Origin of the sequence: Variovorax sp. PBL-E5, assembly GCF_901827185.1 — a bacterium.
Classification (GTDB): Bacteria; Pseudomonadota; Gammaproteobacteria; order Burkholderiales; family Burkholderiaceae_C; genus Variovorax.
Window position 1 is genome coordinate 2250471 of record NZ_LR594671.1, and the last position, 17795, is coordinate 2268265.

The 17795-nt window shown below is 69.5% G+C and carries 14 protein-coding genes; 5 read left to right on the forward strand and 9 right to left on the reverse strand.

Features of this window, described 5'->3' with window-relative positions:
• The first annotated feature begins 80 nt into the window (after window positions 1–80).
• From imuA to WDLP6_RS11010, 3 genes are read left to right on the forward strand one after another with little or no spacing between them, the layout of a single operon-like run.
• Window positions 81–878: a translesion DNA synthesis-associated protein ImuA gene (imuA, locus tag WDLP6_RS11000; protein ID WP_162592364.1), complete on the forward strand. Its 798-nt coding sequence runs from the start codon at window positions 81–83 to the stop codon at window positions 876–878.
• Window positions 847–2151 (forward strand): DNA polymerase Y family protein, encoded by a 1305-nt coding sequence (locus tag WDLP6_RS11005; RefSeq protein ID WP_162592365.1) that lies wholly within the window; start codon window positions 847–849, stop codon window positions 2149–2151. The genes imuA and WDLP6_RS11005 overlap by 32 nt, the downstream gene beginning before the upstream one ends.
• On the forward strand, window positions 2144–5497 hold the full coding sequence (locus WDLP6_RS11010; protein WP_162592366.1) for an error-prone DNA polymerase: 3354 nt from the start codon (window positions 2144–2146) through the stop codon (window positions 5495–5497). Before WDLP6_RS11005 ends, WDLP6_RS11010 begins: the two co-directional genes overlap by 8 nt.
• A 53-nt stretch (window positions 5498–5550) precedes the next feature.
• Here the strand turns inward: WDLP6_RS11010 and WDLP6_RS11015 are convergent, their stop codons facing one another.
• Genes WDLP6_RS11015 through WDLP6_RS11055 form a run of 9 tightly spaced genes read right to left on the reverse strand, consistent with a single transcriptional unit; the run spans window position 5551 to window position 15781 of the window.
• Window positions 5551–6090: a hypothetical protein gene (locus WDLP6_RS11015; protein ID WP_162592367.1), complete on the reverse strand. Its 540-nt coding sequence runs from the start codon at window positions 6088–6090 to the stop codon at window positions 5551–5553.
• A 43-nt stretch (window positions 6091–6133) separates the two neighbouring features.
• Window positions 6134–7603: an N-acyl-D-amino-acid deacylase family protein gene (locus WDLP6_RS11020; protein ID WP_162592368.1), complete on the reverse strand. Its 1470-nt coding sequence runs from the start codon at window positions 7601–7603 to the stop codon at window positions 6134–6136.
• A gap of 19 nt (window positions 7604–7622) precedes the next feature.
• Window positions 7623–8603, reverse strand: a complete 981-nt coding sequence (locus WDLP6_RS11025) for an ABC transporter ATP-binding protein (RefSeq protein ID WP_162592369.1) — start codon at window positions 8601–8603, stop codon at window positions 7623–7625.
• A complete protein-coding gene (locus tag WDLP6_RS11030; protein WP_162592370.1) occupies window positions 8600–9634 on the reverse strand; it encodes an ABC transporter ATP-binding protein in 1035 nt (344 codons plus the stop codon). Before WDLP6_RS11030 ends, WDLP6_RS11025 begins: the two co-directional genes overlap by 4 nt.
• On the reverse strand, window positions 9631–10521 hold the full coding sequence (locus WDLP6_RS11035; protein ID WP_162592371.1) for an ABC transporter permease: 891 nt from the start codon (window positions 10519–10521) through the stop codon (window positions 9631–9633). Before WDLP6_RS11035 ends, WDLP6_RS11030 begins: the two co-directional genes overlap by 4 nt.
• A gap of 2 nt (window positions 10522–10523) precedes the next feature.
• Complete coding sequence (locus tag WDLP6_RS11040) at window positions 10524–11459, reverse strand: ABC transporter permease (RefSeq protein WP_162592372.1); 936 nt, start codon at window positions 11457–11459, stop codon at window positions 10524–10526.
• A gap of 25 nt (window positions 11460–11484) precedes the next feature.
• Window positions 11485–13065 (reverse strand): ABC transporter substrate-binding protein, encoded by a 1581-nt coding sequence (locus WDLP6_RS11045; protein ID WP_162592373.1) that lies wholly within the window; start codon window positions 13063–13065, stop codon window positions 11485–11487.
• Between the two features lie 52 nt (window positions 13066–13117).
• The gene (locus WDLP6_RS11050) at window positions 13118–14569 is read right to left on the reverse strand and encodes a M81 family metallopeptidase (RefSeq protein WP_162592374.1); all 1452 of its coding nucleotides are present in this window, start codon (window positions 14567–14569) and stop codon (window positions 13118–13120) included.
• Window positions 14570–14605: 36 nt separating this feature from the next.
• Entirely contained in the window at window positions 14606–15781 is a 1176-nt protein-coding gene (locus WDLP6_RS11055) for an NAD(P)/FAD-dependent oxidoreductase (RefSeq protein WP_162592375.1), read from the reverse strand.
• 244 nt (window positions 15782–16025) lie between these two features.
• On the opposite strand from WDLP6_RS11055, the gene WDLP6_RS11060 reads away from it, so the two are divergent.
• Both WDLP6_RS11060 and WDLP6_RS11065 read left to right on the forward strand, forming a co-directional pair.
• On the forward strand, window positions 16026–16793 hold the full coding sequence (locus WDLP6_RS11060; protein WP_162595054.1) for a helix-turn-helix domain-containing protein: 768 nt from the start codon (window positions 16026–16028) through the stop codon (window positions 16791–16793).
• 47 nt (window positions 16794–16840) lie between these two features.
• Window positions 16841–17791 (forward strand): hypothetical protein, encoded by a 951-nt coding sequence (locus tag WDLP6_RS11065; protein ID WP_162592376.1) that lies wholly within the window; start codon window positions 16841–16843, stop codon window positions 17789–17791.
• Window positions 17792–17795 lie beyond the last annotated feature (4 nt).

A 17795-nucleotide genomic window follows, 5' to 3' on the forward strand; every position in this document is an offset into this window, starting at 1 on the left:
AAAGGCATGTAGGAGGGATAAAGAAAAAGCGCGATGCGAGGCAGAAAATACTGTATAAAAATACAGTCATCCAATCCATCATGGGCCTCCCTTCCTTCGACTCCTTTTCCCCTGTCGCCCGCCACCACGTCTGGTGCGGCGACGAGTTGGGCCTGGCCGACGCGCAGGTCATCGGCACCGGCCATGCCGCCCTCGATGCGCAACTGCCCGGCGGTGGCTGGCCGGTCGGGGCCATGACCGAGCTGCTGCAGTCCGCGCCCGAGGCGCATGCCTGGCAATTGCTGCTGCCCGCGCTGGCGCAGGCGGTGCAGGGCAGCACCGGCCCGGTGGCGTTGATCGGCGCGCCGCACGAGCCCTTCGGTCCGGCGTTGGCGGCGCACGACCTGCCGGTCGAAGCGCTGCTGTGGGTGCGCAGCGAGGCACCCGCTGCGCGGCTCTGGGCCTGCGAGCAGGCGCTTCGCTGTGCCGACATCACCGCCGTGCTGGCCTGGCTGCCGCAGGCGCGCGTGGGCGAATTGCGGCGGCTGCAGCTCGCGGCGGCGCAGCACGACGCGCTGCTGTTCGTGTTCCGGCCCGAGCGCGCGGCGCAATCGACTTCCCCGGCACGCCTGCGCCTGCAACTGGCCACCTGCGAGCAGGACCGTACGCAGATCGACATCCGCGTCCTCAAGCGCCGCGGCCCGCCGCTGGCCTCGCCGGTGCAGTTGCCTGCGCGCAGCGAGCGCATGGCGGCGCTGCTCGCGGGCAGCCAGTTGCGGCGCAAGCTGCGGCGGCAGCAGGAGGGCGTTGAACCGGCCGCCGGCACGGCCACGGTGGTGCGCATCGAGGCATGGAAAGGAGGAGTGCATGCACTGGATCGCCTTGCGGTGGCTGCCTGAGGGCGATGCCGTCCTGCCGACCCCCGAAGCATTGGGCTGGTGGGCGCTGGGCTTCACGCCGCGCGTCGCCTGGGTCGACGAGGCGCTGTTGCTCGAAGTCTCGGCCTGCGAGCGGCTGTGGGGCGGCCGTCTGGCGCTGATGCGCCTGATTGCTGGCACGAACCCGGCAGCGCCGGTGCGCGTGCAGCAGGCCCAGGGCGCGACCAGCCTGATCGCGCTCGCACGGCTGCGTCTGTTCGCGCGCGGCGAGCCGCCGCCTGCCGAGCTGCCCTGCGGCCTGCCGCTCGGCACCCTGAGCGCGGCACACGATCACCTCGACGTGTTGGCCCACCTGGGCTGCCGCACCTGGGGCGAGGTGGCGGCGCTGCCGCGCGCCGGGCTCACGCGCCGCTTCGGCAAGGAATTGCGCGCGGCGCTCGATGCGGCCTATGGCCTGCGGCCCGAAAGCCATCGCTGGCTCACGCTGCCCGATGTCTTCGAGCAGAAGATCGAGCTGCCCGCCCTGGCCGAAGGTGCGCCCGAGCTGATGTGGTCGGCCAACCGCTTGCTGGCCGCGCTGCAGATCTGGCTGCGCGCGCGGCAGCGCGGCGCGGTCGCGGTCGAGCTGCAATGGACGCTGGACCTGAAGCGCCTCGAAGGTGTCGACCTGCCGCCGCACCAGCAGATCATCGTGCGCACGGCCGAGCCCACGCAGGACATGGCGCACCTGCGCCGACTGATGGCCGAGCGGCTCGCGCTCACCTGGCTGGCGGCGCCGGCCAGCTGGCTGCGCCTGCGCTCGCTCGAAACCACGCCGTGGGCCGGCGCGAGCACGAGCTTCCTGCCCGAGGACAACCGCAAGGGCGACAAGCTGCACGAACTGGTCGAGCGGCTCAGCGCGCGGCTCGGCGCAGGGCAGGTGCTGAGTGCGGTCGCACGGGCCGATCACCGGCCGGAGCATCGGCAGGCATGGCAGCCGGCCTTGCATGCGAAGCGAACCGATGCCCCGTCGCCGCCTTCGCGGCCGGAGCCGCCTTACCCTTCGTGGTTGTTGCGCGAGCCGCTGCAGCTGGAGATGCAGGGCGAGTACCCCTGCTACCAGGGTGCGTTGCGCAGGCTGGTCGGGCCGCAGCGGCTGGAGGCCGGCTGGTGGGCCGACGGCCGGCCGGCCGTGCGCGACTACTACATCGCCGAAAGCCCGAAAGCCGGCCTTGTGTGGATCTACCGCGAGCGGCCCTCGGCCTGCTTCGCATCGGACGAAGTGCGCTGGTACCTGCAGGGCCTCTATGCCTGAACTCAGCGACAAGCAACTGCGCGCCCGCATGTCGAAGGTGCATGTGCTGCCGACGGCGGCCGCGAAGCCGGTGCGCGAACTGCCGGACTATGCCGAACTGCACTGCGTCTCCAACTTCAGCTTCCAGCGGGGCGCATCGGCGCCCGAGGAACTCGTGGCGCTGGCCTACGAGCTGGGCTACGCGGCGCTCGCGATCACCGATGAATGCTCGGTCGCCGGCGTGGTGCGCGCCCACACGGGACTCAAGGATTACCTCGAACTGCTCGACGAGCAGGACCGCGAAAATCCCGACCTGCCGCCGCATCCGCGCAACCCGGACTTTCGCGTGCTGTACGGCAGCGAGTTCGTGTTCGAGCGCTTGCGGCTGGTCGCGATCGCACACGACCTCGAAGGCTGGGGCAACCTGTGCGAATTCATCACTGCCGCGCGCACCCGCGCGCCCAAGGGCGACTACCACGTGAGCCTCGAAGACAGCGACATCGCCTCGCTGCGCCACTGCGAAATCCTCCTCGGGCCGCGCCGCGCGTCGTCGGGCGGAATCTTCGACCTGCCGTCGCTGCAGGCCGATGTGGAAACCATTGCCGGCCTGTTCGAGCACAAGCCCTGGCTGCTGGTCGAGATGCCCAACGAATGGGACGACGATCTCTGGTTCGCCACGCTGCACGCGCTGGGCGAGCGCACCGGCCTGCCGCTCGTGGCCGCGGGCGACGTGCACATGCACGTGCGTTCGCGCAAGCCGCTGCAGGACGTGATCACCGCCGTGCGCGAGGGCAAACCGGTCGGCGAATGCGGCTTCGCGCTGCAGCCCAATGCCGAGCGCCATCTGCGTTCACGCAAGCGGCTGGCCGACATCTTCCCGCGCGCGCTGCTCGCCCGCACGCTCGAGGTGATACGCCGCTGCACCTTCGGGCTCGACGAGATCCGCGCGCATTACCAGTACCCGCTGGAAAACGTCGGCAACGGCGAGACGCCGGCGCAGACGCTGGTGCGCAAGACCTGGGAAGGTGCGCGCGACAAATACCCCGAGGGCATTCCCGAGCAGGTGCGCACGCAGGTGCAGCACGAGCTCGACCTGATCATCGAACTCCACTACGAGATGTTCTTCCTCACGGTCGAGGACATCGTGCGCTTCGCCAGGAGCGAGGACATCCTCTGCCAGGGCCGCGGCTCCTCCGCCAACTCGGCGGTCTGCTTCTGCCTCGGCATCACCGCGATCGACCCCGAAACCGGCCACCTGCTGTTCGAGCGTTTCCTGAGCCGCGAACGCCACGAGCCGCCCGACATCGACGTCGACTTCGAGCACCAGCGGCGCGAGGAAGTCATCCAGTACATCTACAAGAAGTATGGCCGCGAACGCGCAGCCATCGCCGCCGTCGTGATCTGCTATCGCTCGCGCAGTGCCTTGCGCGACGTCGGCAAAGCACTCGGCATCGACGAGCGGCTGATCGACGAATTCGCCAAGGACCACTACTGGTTCGACGAAGCCATCCTCGATCAACGCATGGACGAGGCGATGACACGTGCGGGCGTGCGCGAAGAGCGGCTCAAGCTGCACCAGTGGATCGAGCTCACGCAGCAGCTCAAGGGTTTTCCGCGCCACCTGAGCCAGCATGTCGGCGGCTTCGTGCTCACCCAGAGCCGGCTCACGCGCCTGGTGCCGGTCGAGAACGCGTCGATGAAAGACCGCTCCGTCATCCAGTGGGAGAAGGACGACCTCGAGGCCATGGGCATGCTCAAGGTCGACGTGCTGGCGCTCGGCATGCTGAGCGCGATCCGCCGCAGCCTCGATTTCGTCAACAGCTGGCGCGCCAGCACGCTGCAGATGCACGAGATACCGCATGACGACCAGGCGGTGTTCGACATGATCTGCGAGGCCGACACCATCGGCGTGTTCCAGATCGAGAGCCGGGCCCAGATGTCGATGCTGCCGCGCCTCAAGCCGCGCAGCTACCAGGACCTCGTGATCGAGGTGGCGATCGTGCGGCCGGGGCCGATCCAGGGCGGCATGGTGCATCCGTACCTCAAGAACCGAGAGAAGCTGCGCAAGGGCGGCCAGATCGACTACCCCTATCCGGATCTCATTCCTGCACTCGGACGCACGCTCGGCGTCCCGATCTTCCAGGAGCAGGTGATGCAGATCGCGATGATCGCAGCCAAGTTCACGCCCGACCAGGCCGATCGCCTGCGCCGCTCGATGGCCGCGTGGAAGCGAAAGGGCGGAGTCGAGAAGTTCTACGAGCCATTGGTCGGTGGCATGAAAAGGAACGGCTATGACCCCGCCTTCGCCGAAGCCATCTTCAAGCAGGTGCAGGGTTTCGGCGAATACGGCTTTCCCGAAAGCCATGCGGCCAGCTTCGCGAAGCTGGTCACGGTGAGCTGCTGGCTCAAGCACTACGAACCCGCGTGCTTCCTGGCCGCGATGCTCGATGCGCAGCCGATGGGGTTCTACAGCCCTTCGCAACTCGTGCAGGACGCACGGCGCCATGGCGTCGAGGTGCGCCCGGTCGACGTCACGTGCAGCCGCTGGGATTGCACCCTAGAGCTCCCGGCTGTTCCTCCTTCCCCCTCTGGGGGAAGGCTGGGATGGGGGCGCTTCGCCCACCGCCAAGGCAATCCCCACCAACCTGCCGTCCGCTTGGGCCTGCGCCGCATCGGTGGCCTCAGCGAGGCCGGCGCCCAGCGCTTGCTCGATGCTCGCGATGCATCGCCCTTCACCAGCACCGAAGACCTCGCATTGCGCGCCGAGCTCGACGGCAAGGACATGGCCGCGCTCGCCGCCGCCGATGCGCTGATCACGCTCTCGGGCCATCGCCGTCAGCAGGTCTGGGACGCGACCGCGCAGAAGCGCTCGCCGGCGCTGCTCAAGGGCGTGCCCATCCACGAGCGCGCGCTGCAATTGCCCGCCGCACCCGAAGCGGAGGAGATCACCGGCGACTACGCCTCGCTCGGCCTCACGCTGCGCCGCCATCCGCTGGCGCTGCTGCGCCCGCGCCTCGCGCGCATGCAGCTGCTGAGCGCCGAGCAGTTGCGCGCGCTGCCGCACGGCCAGACCGCGCGCGCCTGCGGCATCGTCATGGGGCGCCAGCGGCCGCAGACTGCCAAGGGCACGATCTTCGTCACGCTCGAGGACGAGACCGGCAACGTCAACGTGATCGTCTGGAACCACGTGGTCGAGGCCTGGCGCGAGCCGCTGCTGCGCTCGCACCTGCTCGCGGTGCAGGGCACGTGGCAGCGCGACGTCGACAGCGGCGGCGAGGTGCGCCACCTGGTGGCCACCGGCTTCAGGGACCTCACGCCGCTGCTAGGCCGGCTCGCGCAGAGCAACAAGAGCCGCGACTTTCACTAGGCCTGCGCCTTCGTGCCGAGACGGATCGCCCGTGGCGGGGTCCGGGCAGGCCTTCAGGCCGGCGCCAGCACCCGCAGCACGCGGCCATCGCCCACGAACGATTCGCCGACCAGCATCCGGAACGCCGCGCCGGGCTGGAAGCGCGCCAGCGCCAGCGCCGGCGCCAGGAACTCGACTTCCAGCGTCTGTGCCACGCCGCGCCGGAAGGTCTCGCCGGGGGCCACGAACCAGCGCGCCGAGAAGCCCTCGTTGTCGAGCACCAGCGCGCAGCGATGTTCGCCCGCGAGGATCGGCGTGTCCTCGGAGGGCAGCATCGGCGTGCGCAGCGTGAGCTCGACCAGCGCGTGCGGCTGGAACGGCGCGCCCGCCTCGAAGCTCGCGGCGCCAAGTGCCGGCGGGCGCCGGATCCGCGCCACCAGCCAGCTGATGATGTTGCCGATGACCGGCAGCCACAGCAGCATCATCAGCGTGCCGATGTTGCGCAGCGTGCCGGGCTCGGCGAACTGGCGCACGACGGCACCGGCCGCGGCCAGGCACAGCAGGACGATGACGATGATCTTGCGCCGGGACTGGATGGTGGTGCTGGTGGTCATGGGGGGGCCGCCGATGCGGCACGCCCATTCTCGTGCCCTTTGCTCAGTGCGCCCTCGGCTGCGCCCCGTCCCGGCGCACGATCACCTGCCCGTTGCGCGCGCCGCTGTGCGCGCCGTGCCGCCAGGTGACGGTGCCGTTGACGATCACGCAGTCGATGCCTTCGGCCGGCAGCGTCGGCGTCCTGTAGCTGGCCGCGTCGCGCACGGTCGCGGCGTCGAACACGACGATGTCGGCATGGTGGCCCACCTTCAGCGTGCCGCGCCCGTGCAGGCCGAAGTTGCGCGCGGTGAGCCCGCTCATCTTCCACACCGCGGTCTCCAGCGGGAACAGGCCGACGTCGCGGCTGTAGTGGCCGAGCACGCGCGGGAAGGTGCCCCACAGGCGTGGATGCGGGCTCTCGCCGACCGGAATGCCGTCCGAGCCGATCATGGTTTCGTCGAAGGCGAGGATGCGCTGCACGTCGTTCTCGTCCATCAGGAAGTAGATCGCGCTGCCGGGCTGCAGGCGGCGCGCGGCCTCGTCCTTCGCGACGCCCCATTCCCTGGCGATGTCGTCGAGGTCGCGCCCCGCGCACTCGGGATGCGGCTGGCTGTCGGCGATCAGCACGCGGCCTTCGAGCATGCCGCGGTCGGTGCGGATCATGGTCGAGCCTGCGGTGTAGGGATAGCAGTCGAGCGAGACGCACTGGTGCTTCATGGTCTCGCGGATGAAGGGCAGGGTGGTCTTCGAGCGGCCGAAGTTGGACGTGTTCTGGACCTTGTGGTGCGACACGACCACCGGAATGTCGAGCTCGCGGCCGATGCGGAAGGTCTCTTCGAGCGCGTCCATCACCTTGTCGGCCTCGTCGCGCATGTGCGTCACGTAGAGCGCGCGGCGGGCGCTGAGTGGCCGGCCGACTTCGATGATCTCCCCGGTCGTCGCCTTCACCGCGGGCGGATAGAAGGTACCGGTGGACATGCCGATCGCGCCGGCCTGCATCGCTTCCTCCACCAGCGCCTGCATGGCCGCGATCTCCTGATCGTTGGCGGGGCGGTCGAGGTCGGACATGGTGACCGCGCGCAAGGTCGAGTGCCCGACCATCGCCGCGACGTTGACCGACGAGGGCGTGGCGCGCAGCGCATCGAGGTACGCCGCGAAGGTGGTGAAGCGGCCTTCGGGTGGCGAGTCGATCAGGCTCAGCGGCATCGGCAGGTCCATGTCCGCGCGCAGCGGCGCGGCGCTGATGCCGCAGTTGCCCGCGATCACGGTGGTCACGCCCTGCGAGATCTTGAACGGCATCGCGGCCTGCGACAGAACGGCCTGGTCGTCGTGCGTGTGCGAGTCGATGAAGCCGGGCGCGACGATGCGGCCGGTGGCGTCGAGCGTTTGCGCAGCCGAGCCATGCGACAGATCACCGATCGCGGCGATGCGCCCATCGATGACGCCGACATCGGCATCGAAGCGCGGCGCCTTGGTGCCGTCGATCACGGTGCCGCCGCGGATCAGGAGATCGAAGTGCGAGGTGTCGGACATGGGAATCCTTTCGTTGTTTCTAGCGGAAATGGCATGCCACCCACTGGCCGCCGACGGAACCCGAAGGCCGCTCGGTCAACGCCGGCGTCTGCTCCTTGCACACGGCCTGCGCCAGCGGGCAGCGCGTGTGGAAGCGGCAGCCCGAGGGCGGATTCGCCGGGCTCGGCGGATCGCCCTGCAGCAGGATGCGTTTCGCGGGCGTGCGCGGATTCGGCACCGGCACGGCCGACAGCAGGATCTCGGTGTACGGATGGCGCGGTGCCGAGAACAGCGTGTCGCGGTCCGCCACTTCGACGATGCGGCCGAGGTACATCACGGCCACGCGATGGCTGATGTGGCGCACCACCGCGAGGTCATGCGCGACGAAGAGGTAGGCGATGCCGAGCTCGGCCTGCAGGTCCATCAGCAGGTTGACGACCTGCGCCTGCACCGACACGTCGAGCGCCGACACCGGCTCGTCGCAGACGATCAGCTTCGGACTGAGTGCGAGCGCGCGCGCAATGCCCAGCCGTTGCCGCTGGCCGCCCGAGAACTCGTGCGGGTACTTCTTCGCGGCCTCGGGCCTGAGGCCCACCTTGGCGAACAGCCATTGCACACGCTCGCGGCGTTCGGCACCCGAGCGCATGCCGAAATTCTTCAGCGGCTCGGCCACGATGTCGCCGGCCGACAGGCGCGGGTTCAATGACGCATACGGATCCTGGAAGATGATCTGCAACTCGCGCCGGCGCAGGCGCATCTCGCCGGGCGAGAGTCCCACCAGCTCTTCGCCGTCGAGCTTCACCGAGCCCGAGGTGGGCTCGACCAGCCGCATCACCGACTTCGCGGTCGTGGTCTTGCCGCAGCCCGATTCGCCGACCAGCGCCAGCGTCTCGCCGCGCGCCACGGTGAAGGAGACATCGTCGACCGCCTGCACCGGCGGCTTGGGCTTCGACAGCCAGCGCTGTGGCGAGACGTAGTGCTTGCGGAGCTGCTCGACCTTCAGCAGGACGTCGGCATTCATGCGACAGCCTCCTGCGCCCAGTCGACGCGGCCTTCCTCGACCGCGAAGCAGGCCGCCGTGTGGTCGCCGCCGCGCGCGACGAGCCGCGGCGTCTCGGCCATGCAGCGCGCATCCGCATGCGGGCAGCGCGCCGCGAAGGCGCAGCCGCGGCCGAGTTCGTGCGGCGCGGGCACGAGGCCCGGAATCTCCGCAAGCCGCGTGCCGCTGCCGTTCATCGACGGCATCGAGGCCATCAGCGCGCGCGTGTAGGGATGCAGCGGCCGGTCGAACAGGTCGACCACGTCCGCCTCCTCGACCTTGCGGCCCGCATACATCACGATCACGCGGTCGCAGCTCTCGGCCACCACGCCGAGGTCATGCGTGATCATCACCACGCCCATGCCGAGCTCCTTCTGCAGCCGCTTGATGAGGTCGAGGATCTGCGCCTGAATCGTGACGTCGAGCGCGGTGGTGGGTTCGTCGGCGATCAGCACCTCCGGGTTGCAGGCCAGGGCCAGCGCGATCATCACGCGCTGCCGCATGCCGCCGGAGAGCTGGTGCGGGTATTCGTTGACGCGCCGCTCGGGCTCGGGGATCTGGACCACGCGCAGCATTTCGACCGCGCGCTTCAACGCTTCGGCGCGGCTCGCCTTCTGGTGCAACTGCACCGTCTCGGCGATCTGCCGGCCGATGCTCAGCACCGGGTTCAGCGAGGTCATCGGCTCCTGGAAGATCATCGAGATGCGGTTGCCGCGGATCTGCCGCATCTCGCGCTCGCTCAGCTGCAGCAGCTCGGTGCCGCGCAGGCGCACCGTGCCGCTCACGCGCGCCGGTGGCGAGGGCACGAGGCGCAGGATCGACAGCGCGGTGACGCTCTTGCCGCAGCCCGATTCGCCGACCACGCCCAGCGTGCGGCCGGCGCACACGGTGAGGGACACGCCATCGACCGAGCGCACCGTGCCCGCGAGCGTGTCGAAGTGCGTGCGCAGCTCGCGCACTTCGAGCAGGGGTTCGCCGGGGGCCAGCGCGATGCGCGACAGCGGCTGCGTCATAGCTGCCTCGCGAGCCTGGGGTCCAGCGCATCGCGCAGCCCGTCGCCCAGCAGATTGATCGCCAGCACCGTGAGCGCCAGCAGGATGCCCGGGTAGAGGATGATGTGGAAGGCCACGGCGACGAAGTTGCGGCCCTCGGCCATCATGTTGCCCCAGCTCGGCGTCTGTGCCGGCACGCCGACGCCGAGGAAGGACAGCACGGCCTCGGTCAGCACTGCGGACGCGGCGACGAAGGTGGCCTGCACCACCAGCGGCGCGACGATGTTGGGCAGCACGTGGCGCAGCAGGATCACCGGCAGCCGTGTGCCGACCGCATGCGCGGCCTCGACGTACAGCTGCTCGCGCAAGGTCAGCGCGAGCGAGCGCACCAGCCGTGCGACGCGCGGCACCTCGGGCACCGTGATCGCGACGATCACGGTCGTCAGGCTGGCCTGCGTGACCGCCATCAGCGCGATCGCGAGCAGCGTGCCGGGGATCGCCATCAGGCCGTCCATCACGCGCATGATGAAGCCGTCGGTCCAGCGCACGAAACCGGCCGTGAGCCCGAGCAGCACGCCGAACACGGTCGCCAGCAGCGCCACCGACAAGCCCACCACCATCGACACGCGCCCGCCCCACACGGCGCGGCTGAACACGTCGCGCCCGAGCGCATCGGTGCCGAACCAGTGTTCGGCCGAGGCCGGCTGCATGCGCGCGAGCGGGTCGATGTCCTGCGGATCATGGGTCGCGATCCACGGCGCGCCGATGGACAGCAGCGCGACCGCGATCAGGAGCAGGGCACCGATGATCAGCGTCGGGTTCTTGCGCACCCAGCGCCAGCGCGGCGGCACGAAGGGCGTGTCGTCGGCCATTGTCGCGGCATCGGTCACAGGGAGAGTGGCGGACATGGTCAGTACTGGATTCGGGGATCGAACAGCCGATAGCTGAGGTCGATCAGGAGGTTGATCAGCACATAGACCCCGGCCGAGATCAGCAGCACGCTCTGGATCACCGGATAGTCATGCCGCTGCACCGACTCGATCACCAGCCGGCCGACGCCGGGAATGGCGAACACTGTCTCGGTCACCACCACGCCGCCGATCAAGAGCGCGATGCCGACGCCGACCGTGGTCGCGATCGGTATCGCCGCATTGCGCAGCGCGTGGCCCAGCACCGGCAGCACGCCCAGTCCCTTGGCGCGCGCGGTGCGGATGTAGTCCTCGTGCAGCACTTCGAGCACGGTGGCGCGCGTCATGCGGGTGACCAGTGCGATGTAGACCAGCGCGAGGTTCACGCAAGGCAGCACCAGGCTGCGCAGCCAGCCGCCCGGGCTCTCGGCGAAATGCACGTAGCCCTGCACGGGAAACCACGGCAGCCGGATCGAGAAGGCATAGACCAGCAGGTAGCCGACCAGGAACACCGGCACCGAAAACGCCAGCACCGCAAACAGCATCACCAGCCGGTCGACCCAGCTGCCCGCGCGGTGCGCCGCCAGTGTGCCGAGCGGCACCGCGACCACGAGCGTGAGCAGCATGGTCAGCAGCGCGATCGACAGCGTCGGCTCCAGCCGCTGCGCGAGCAGATGCGTCACCGGCACCTGCGTGAAGATCGAGGTGCCGAGGTCGCCGCGCGCGAGCTTGCCGAGCCAGAGCACGAACTGCTGCCAGAGCGGCTGGTCCAGGCCCAGCGCGGTGCGCAGCTTGGCGATGTCGTCGACGGTGGCGAGGTCGCCCGCGATCAGCGCGGCCGGATCGCCGGGCGAGAGATGGATCAGCAGGAACACCACCACCGCCACCACCGCCATCACAGGGAGCGTCGAGAGCAGGCGTCTGGCGAGATAGCCCATGGATGTGCGATGCAGCCTTGGGCTTCTAGCGGTCGAGCACCCAGACGTTGGGCATGCCGGCCCACAGCTTGTCGATGCCCTTCAGGTCGGCGCGCGCAGCGAAAGCGGCCGAGTACTGGCCGGCGTTGATGTAGGGCACGGCCTCGTAGGCGCGCTTCTGGAAGGCATCGAGCAGCTCCTTTCGCCTGGCCGGCACGGTCTCCTTGATCCATGCGCTGCGCAGTTCGTCGAGCTGCTTGTCGCAGGGCCAGCCGGGCAGGGTGGTGCCGCAGGCCGCGCTCAGGTAGGCGTTGGTGACCGGCGAGTTGACGTCGAATTCACCGGCCACTGTCACATACATGCTCCAGCCGCCGGCCTCGGGCGCATCGCGCTTGGCGCGGCGCGCGCCGATCGAGGCCCAGTCCATGGTCTGCATGTCGACGTTCATGCCGATGCTGCGCATCGTCTGCGCGGCCATCAGCGCCTCGGCATTGAGGTAGGTGATGTCGCTCGGCACCAGCAGCACCACCTTCTCGCCCTTGTAGCCGGCATCGGCCAGCATCTTCTTGGCCTTCGCGATGTCGGGCTTGCGGTAGGGATCGGCACCGGCATCGGTCTCGTTCGGTCCGCCGCAGATGAAGTAGGTCGCGCAGTAGGTCACGCGCATGTCGAGCGGATAGCCCATCGCGGCCGTGAAGCGTTCCTGGCTCACCGCCATCAGCAGTGCCTGCCGAACCTTCGGATTGTCGAAGGGCGCATGCAACTGGTTGAAGACCAGGAAGCCCTGGTACGCGCCGCCATTGCCGATCTTCACGTTCGGGTCGGTGCGCAGCGGCGTGATGTAGTCGGGCGGCAGTTGCTCGATGTAGTCGACCTCGCCGCGCTTGAGCGCTGCGACGGCGCTGTTGGCGTCGGGCAGGTAGAGCCATTCGACGCGGTCGAAGTGGCTCTTCTTGCTGCCCGAAAGGCCGCTCGGCGGCTCGCTGCGCGCCACGTAGTGGGGGTTGCGCACGAACACCGCCTTGTTGCCCGGCACCCACTCATCGCGCTTGAAGATGTAGGGGCCGGAGCCGAGCACCTCGGCCAGCGGCGAGGTGGCCGGCATCTTGGCGAGTCGCTCGGGCAGGATGAAGGGCGGATAGCCCGAGGGCTTGGCCAGTGCGTCGAGCACCATGCCGAAGGGTTCCTTGAGCGTGAGCGTGAAGCTGTTGGCGTCGACCGCCTTCCACTCGGCGCCGGCCGTGCCCATCGCGCGGCCCAGGCTGTCGCGCGCGCCCCAGCGCTGCAGCGAGGCGATCACGTCGGCCGAAGTCACCGCGCTCCCATCGGAGAACTTGAGGCCGGGCCGCAGCGTGAAGCTCCACTGCTTGCCGTCCTTCGAGCTCGTGTACTTGTCGACCATCTGCGGCTTCGGCGTGCCGCTCGCGTCCTCTGCGAACAGCGTGTCGTAGACCATGTAGCCGAAGTTGCGCGAGATGTAGGCGGTGGTGAAAGTCGGGTCGAGGATCTTCACGTCGGCATGCGCGACGACCTTGAGCGTCTTGGTCTGCGCCAGAGCGGGAAGGCCGGCGCCGGCCAGGAGCAGGGCGCCCAGCGTGGCGAGGGCGGCGAGCGTGCGTCGTTTCATCTTCGGGTCTCCGGTGAGGTGGCGAATGGAACAGGGAACAGCGGATCGGCGATCAGGCCGCGGCATCCAGCGGCCACCTGGGCCGCCGCACCTTGCGATAGGGCAGGGTCGACAGATCGAGCGTGACCGAGCCCGGCGCGCCGGCATAGATCACATGCTTCGCGACCTTGGAGAAGGAAGCGTAGAAGTGCTGCGAGGATTTGACGACGATGATCTTCTTCGCCGCCAGGTCGCAACCCAGCTGCGTGAAGAGGTCGGTGCCCATCGCCTGGCTGCGCAGCGTGGTCAGCACGATCTCGATCCCCTTGGCCTCGACCAGCGCGCAGTCGCCGAGCGCGATCGGCGTGTTCGCCAGGCCGGTCATCACCATCTCGGGACACAGCGCTTTGACGGTGCATTCGAGGTCGATGGGCTCACCCGACAGCGGGCTGATCTTGCCGCCGATGCGCAAGGCGAGGCGCGCGCCCGCGCCGGCCTCGAAGGCCATGCGCGCCGCGCCCGGGTCCCACACCGGGCCGAGCGCCGCGTTGCCGATGCCGCGCTCGACCATGCGGCGCAGCATGAAGGTCGAATCCCCGGCCGCGCCGCCGCCCGGGTTGTCGGCGCCGTCGGCCAGCACCACCGGCGCGCCATCGAAGGCCAGCGCCTGGTCGAGCGAGGTGTCGATGCCGGGATAGCGCACGGAGAGCGCATCGCGCAGTCCGATCAGCTCGTCGGCCAGCTTGCGTGCGAGCGCGTCGGCCTCGGCCTGTCGGCCGTCGGTGTAGACCAGCACCTTGGTCCCCATCTCGGGCACGTCGCCCCACGGGAAGCCATGCGAAATGGAGATCGAGAGCACGCCGTCCTTGCCTTCGAGCGCCTGGATGCGGTCGACGAAGCCGCGCGCCGGCTCGCGCGAGGTGTGCATGATCACCACCATGCCGGTGTCGACCACGGCGTGCACGGGCTTGATCTTCTTGTCGACCATCGCCGCGCAGAGGTCCACCAGCTCGAGTCCGCGTTCGAGGATGTCGGTGTGCGGATATTCCTTGAACGCGATCAGGAGGTCGGCGCTCTCCGTCATCTCGGCGGTCATATGGTTGTGCGGATCGAGCTCGGCACCGACCACCACCTTCGGCCCGACGATGGCGCGCACGCGCTGCAACAGGTCGCCCTCGCAGTCGTCGTAGCCGTCGGCCACCATCGCGCCGTGCAGGCCGAGCAGCACCATGTCGACCGGCAGCGCGGCGCGCAGGTCGGCCAGCAGTTCGTCGCGCAGCATCTCGTAGGCCTGGCGCGTGGTCGTGCCGCTGGGCTGCGCGCCGGCCACCATGCCCTCGATCAGCGTCCAGCCGCGCTCCTTGCCGCGCAGGCGTGCGGCCCACAGCGGGCCGGAGAACATGGTCATGCGATCGGGATGCTGACCGGCCGGGTAGTAGCCGCGGTCCTTGAAGGACGCGAGGCCGGTCGGCATCGGGCCGAAGGTGTTGGTTTCGGTGGCGAGGGATCCGCTGAAGACACGCACGGCGAGGACTCCTTGTGAATGAAGAAGAAAAACGGTTCAGTTCGGCGCCGCGGCCTGCGCATCGCCGGCGCGCCGCAGCCGCGCGGGGCCGAGCATCGCGGCCGTGAGGCCGAAAGACGCCGCATGCGCGGGCACCGGCAGTCCGCGCGCGAGCGCGGCGCAGGTCTCGCCCATCGAGGCCGAGGTCTGGATGCCGTAGCCGCCCTGCGCGGCGATCCAGAAGAAGCCGGGCGCCTCGTCGTCGAAGCCGCCGACCAGATCGCCGTCGGCGACGAAGGAACGCAGGCCGGCCCAGGTGCGAATGGGCCGCCGGATCGCGAGCGTGGTCGCGGTCTCGATGCGATCGATGGCGAGCGCGATGTCCATCTCCTCGGGTTGCACGTCCTGCGGCTCGACGAGGTCGGCGTTGGCCGGCGAGCCGAGCAGCATGCCGGCGTCGGGCTTGATGTACCAGTCCTCGGTGGCGCCGAAGGCCATCGGCCAGTGCGTCGTGTCGGTGTCCGCGGGCGGTGCGAAGACGAAGGCCGAGCGCCGGCGGGGTTCGATGCCGATCGGCCGCACGCCGGCCAGCCGGGCGACGACATCGACCCAGGCGCCGGCGGCATTGAGCACCACCGGCGCTTCGTACGCGGTGCCGCCGGCCTGCACGCGCCAGCCTTGCGGCCTGCGCTCGATCGCGCTCACCTCGGCATCGCAGACCAGCATGCCGCCGGCGCGGCGCATGCCGCGCAGATAGCCCTGGTGGATCGCGTGCACGTCCATGTCGAAGGCATCGGGCTCGTAGACCGCGCCCAGCACCTGCTCGCGGCGCAGCACCGGCAGCAGGGCGTGCGCCTCGTCGGCGGACAGGCGCTGTGCGCCCGGCGCCATGGCGCGCAGGATCTCCCAATGCGCCTCGAGTTGCGGCAGCTGGCCGGGGCCCGCGACCATCATCGCGCCGCGCGGCGTCAAGAGCGGCTGTTCGGCGAAACCGGGCGGCGGATGCAGCAGGAAGGCACGGCTCGCCATCGTCAGCGCGCGCACCTGCGGCGTGCCGTAGCTCTCCATGAAGAGTGCGGCCGAGCGGCCGGTCGAGTGGTAGCCGGGCTGCGCCTCGCGTTCGAGCACGATCACGCGTGCATGCGGCGCGAGCCAGTGCGCGACCGATGCGCCGGCAATGCCGCCGCCGATCACGAGGTAGTCGGCCGTCGTCGCGGGAGAAGAGAAAGTCATCGTGCGTGGATGAATCGGAATGCGGCGAAGTTTAGTGAGAGATTTGCGGATACGCAAAAGTTTGTGCAGACCCTACGGGTAAATCCCACTCCGTTGCATCGTCGGAATTTGCGTTCATGCAATTTGCGGATACGCAACTTCCGAGCCCGCACCGGCCGATGCTCTGGCAGAATTCCGCCCACAACCCACGAGGACCGCCCGCTTGAAAGCACATCCCGTCGCACGTCGCGATGCCGAGCCCAACATGCTCGACCGCGAGACCTTCGGCAAGCGCCTGCGCACCGCGCGCAAGGAATTCGGCTGGACGCTGGCCCGGCTGGCCGAGCTCTCGGGCGTTTCCATCACCACCATCTCGCGCGCCGAGCGCGGCCAGCTCGCGCTCGGCTACGAGAACTTCGCGGCACTGGGCCGTGCGCTGCAGATGGACATGAACGCGATGTTCGCGGGTGCGGGCATCCAGCCGGCGCAGCTCGACGGGCCGGTGGTCACGCGCGCCGGCAAGGGCGTGGTGTACCGCGGCCTGTCCTTTGCCTACGAATTCCTCGGCACCGAGGTCGCCGGCAAGCAGATGAGCCCGGTGGTCGGCACCGTGCATGCGCGGCACATCCACGGACCCGAGGACTTTGCGCGGCATGCGGGCGAAGAGTTCGCCTATGTGCTGTCGGGCGAGATCGACGTGCACTTCGACAACGGCGAGGTGGTGCGCCTCGCGCGCGGCGATTCGCTCTACTTCGACAGCCGCATCGGCCACGCGTATGTGAGCGTGAGCCGGCAGCTCGCGAAGATCGTCGGCGTGACCACGAGCGAAAGCAGCTTCATGCAATCGGCGCGGGCCGGCGACAGCGGTGCGGCCCGCGCCGTCGCGCCCGCGAAGACGAAAGCGAAGGCGAAAGCAAAGACCACCGCGAATGCAGGAAGCAGGCGCGCAGCAGCGCCCGCGCCTGCCACCGTGCGCCGGCCGGCGACATCGCGCGCCCGGGCCGGCGCGGCGCCGCTCGCACGCCGCAAATAGCCGCGCAGCGGGTCGCCATGGGCCCGCCTTTTCGCTAACCTTGCGCGATGACTGCACTTGCCCCGCAGCGCGCCGAGCCCATCGGGCCGCCGCCTCCCGCACCCGACCTGCCCGTGCCGATGCCGCCGACCGTGCCGCCTGCGCCGCCGCCCGTCGTCGATCCGCCCGCCTCCGACCCGCCGCTCACCGAGCCCGGCGCGCCGGCACCTGTCGCCGATCCGCCGCCCGGCGCGATGGCGCTCGGCCGCCTGCATGCGCGCAGGCTGCGCGAGATCTACCGCTCGGCCGGCTGGCCCTGCGGCGATCCGATCGAGATCGAGCTGCTCGCCGCCGGCCTGCTGGCGCGCGTGCGTTCGGCCCATGGCCACGAGACCCTGCGCGTGACCGATGACGGCATCGCGCACATTGCGCGCACGCTGGTCGTCAACCGCGCCGTGCTGTCCCGCCACGAGGCGCTGGTCGAGCAGGTCGCGCGCGAGATGACGCGCGCCGGCCGCGTGGCCTGGCGCGGCCTTGGCCTGCGCGCGCGGCTGCCGGCCGCGATCGAGGGCGGCAAGCCGCGCTGGTGCATCGCGCGGCCCGATGTCTTCTCGATCCGCAACACCAGCGTCGAGGCCTATGCGCAGCCGATCGTTCACGAGGTCAAGGTGAATCGCGCCGATCTGCTGAGCGACCTGCGCAAGCCCGACAAGCGCGCGGCCTATCTCGATCTCGGCGGCGAATGCTGGTACGTGCTGGGCTGCGATGCGAAGGGCCATCCGATCGGCGAGCCCGAGGAGATTCCGTCCGAATGCGGCGTGCTGATCGCGCGCGGCGAGCGTCTCGTGGTCGCGCGCGCGGCCGTGCATCGTGCGCTGCCGCGCATGCCCTTCTCCGTCTGGCTCGCACTCGCCAAGGCCCAGCCGGTGCCGGGCTTCGACGACGAATCGCAGGACTTGCTGGCCGACTTCAGTACGGAAGCGGCGCCGCCGCCGATGACGCTGCGCTCGTCGAGCTGACGGC

Excerpts from the sequence above, each read along its gene's own strand:
- WDLP6_RS11020 (WP_162592368.1), bottom strand. The coding sequence starts at position 7,603 with ATGTCCGACACCTCGCACTTCGATCTCCTGATCCGCGGCGGCACCGTG.
- WDLP6_RS11015 (WP_162592367.1), bottom strand. The coding sequence starts at position 6,090 with ATGACCACCAGCACCACCATCCAGTCCCGGCGCAAGATCATCGTCATC.
- WDLP6_RS11060 (WP_162595054.1), top strand. The coding sequence starts at position 16,026 with ATGCTCGACCGCGAGACCTTCGGCAAGCGCCTGCGCACCGCGCGCAAG.
- WDLP6_RS11040 (WP_162592372.1), bottom strand. The coding sequence starts at position 11,459 with ATGGGCTATCTCGCCAGACGCCTGCTCTCGACGCTCCCTGTGATGGCG.
- WDLP6_RS11005 (WP_162592365.1), top strand. The coding sequence starts at position 847 with ATGCACTGGATCGCCTTGCGGTGGCTGCCTGAGGGCGATGCCGTCCTG.
- WDLP6_RS11055 (WP_162592375.1), bottom strand. The coding sequence starts at position 15,781 with ATGACTTTCTCTTCTCCCGCGACGACGGCCGACTACCTCGTGATCGGC.
- WDLP6_RS11010 (WP_162592366.1), top strand. The coding sequence starts at position 2,144 with ATGCCTGAACTCAGCGACAAGCAACTGCGCGCCCGCATGTCGAAGGTG.
- WDLP6_RS11065 (WP_162592376.1), top strand. The coding sequence starts at position 16,841 with ATGACTGCACTTGCCCCGCAGCGCGCCGAGCCCATCGGGCCGCCGCCT.
- WDLP6_RS11030 (WP_162592370.1), bottom strand. The coding sequence starts at position 9,634 with ATGACGCAGCCGCTGTCGCGCATCGCGCTGGCCCCCGGCGAACCCCTG.
- imuA (WP_162592364.1), top strand. The coding sequence starts at position 81 with ATGGGCCTCCCTTCCTTCGACTCCTTTTCCCCTGTCGCCCGCCACCAC.
- WDLP6_RS11035 (WP_162592371.1), bottom strand. The coding sequence starts at position 10,521 with ATGTCCGCCACTCTCCCTGTGACCGATGCCGCGACAATGGCCGACGAC.
- WDLP6_RS11025 (WP_162592369.1), bottom strand. The coding sequence starts at position 8,603 with ATGAATGCCGACGTCCTGCTGAAGGTCGAGCAGCTCCGCAAGCACTAC.
- WDLP6_RS11045 (WP_162592373.1), bottom strand. The coding sequence starts at position 13,065 with ATGAAACGACGCACGCTCGCCGCCCTCGCCACGCTGGGCGCCCTGCTC.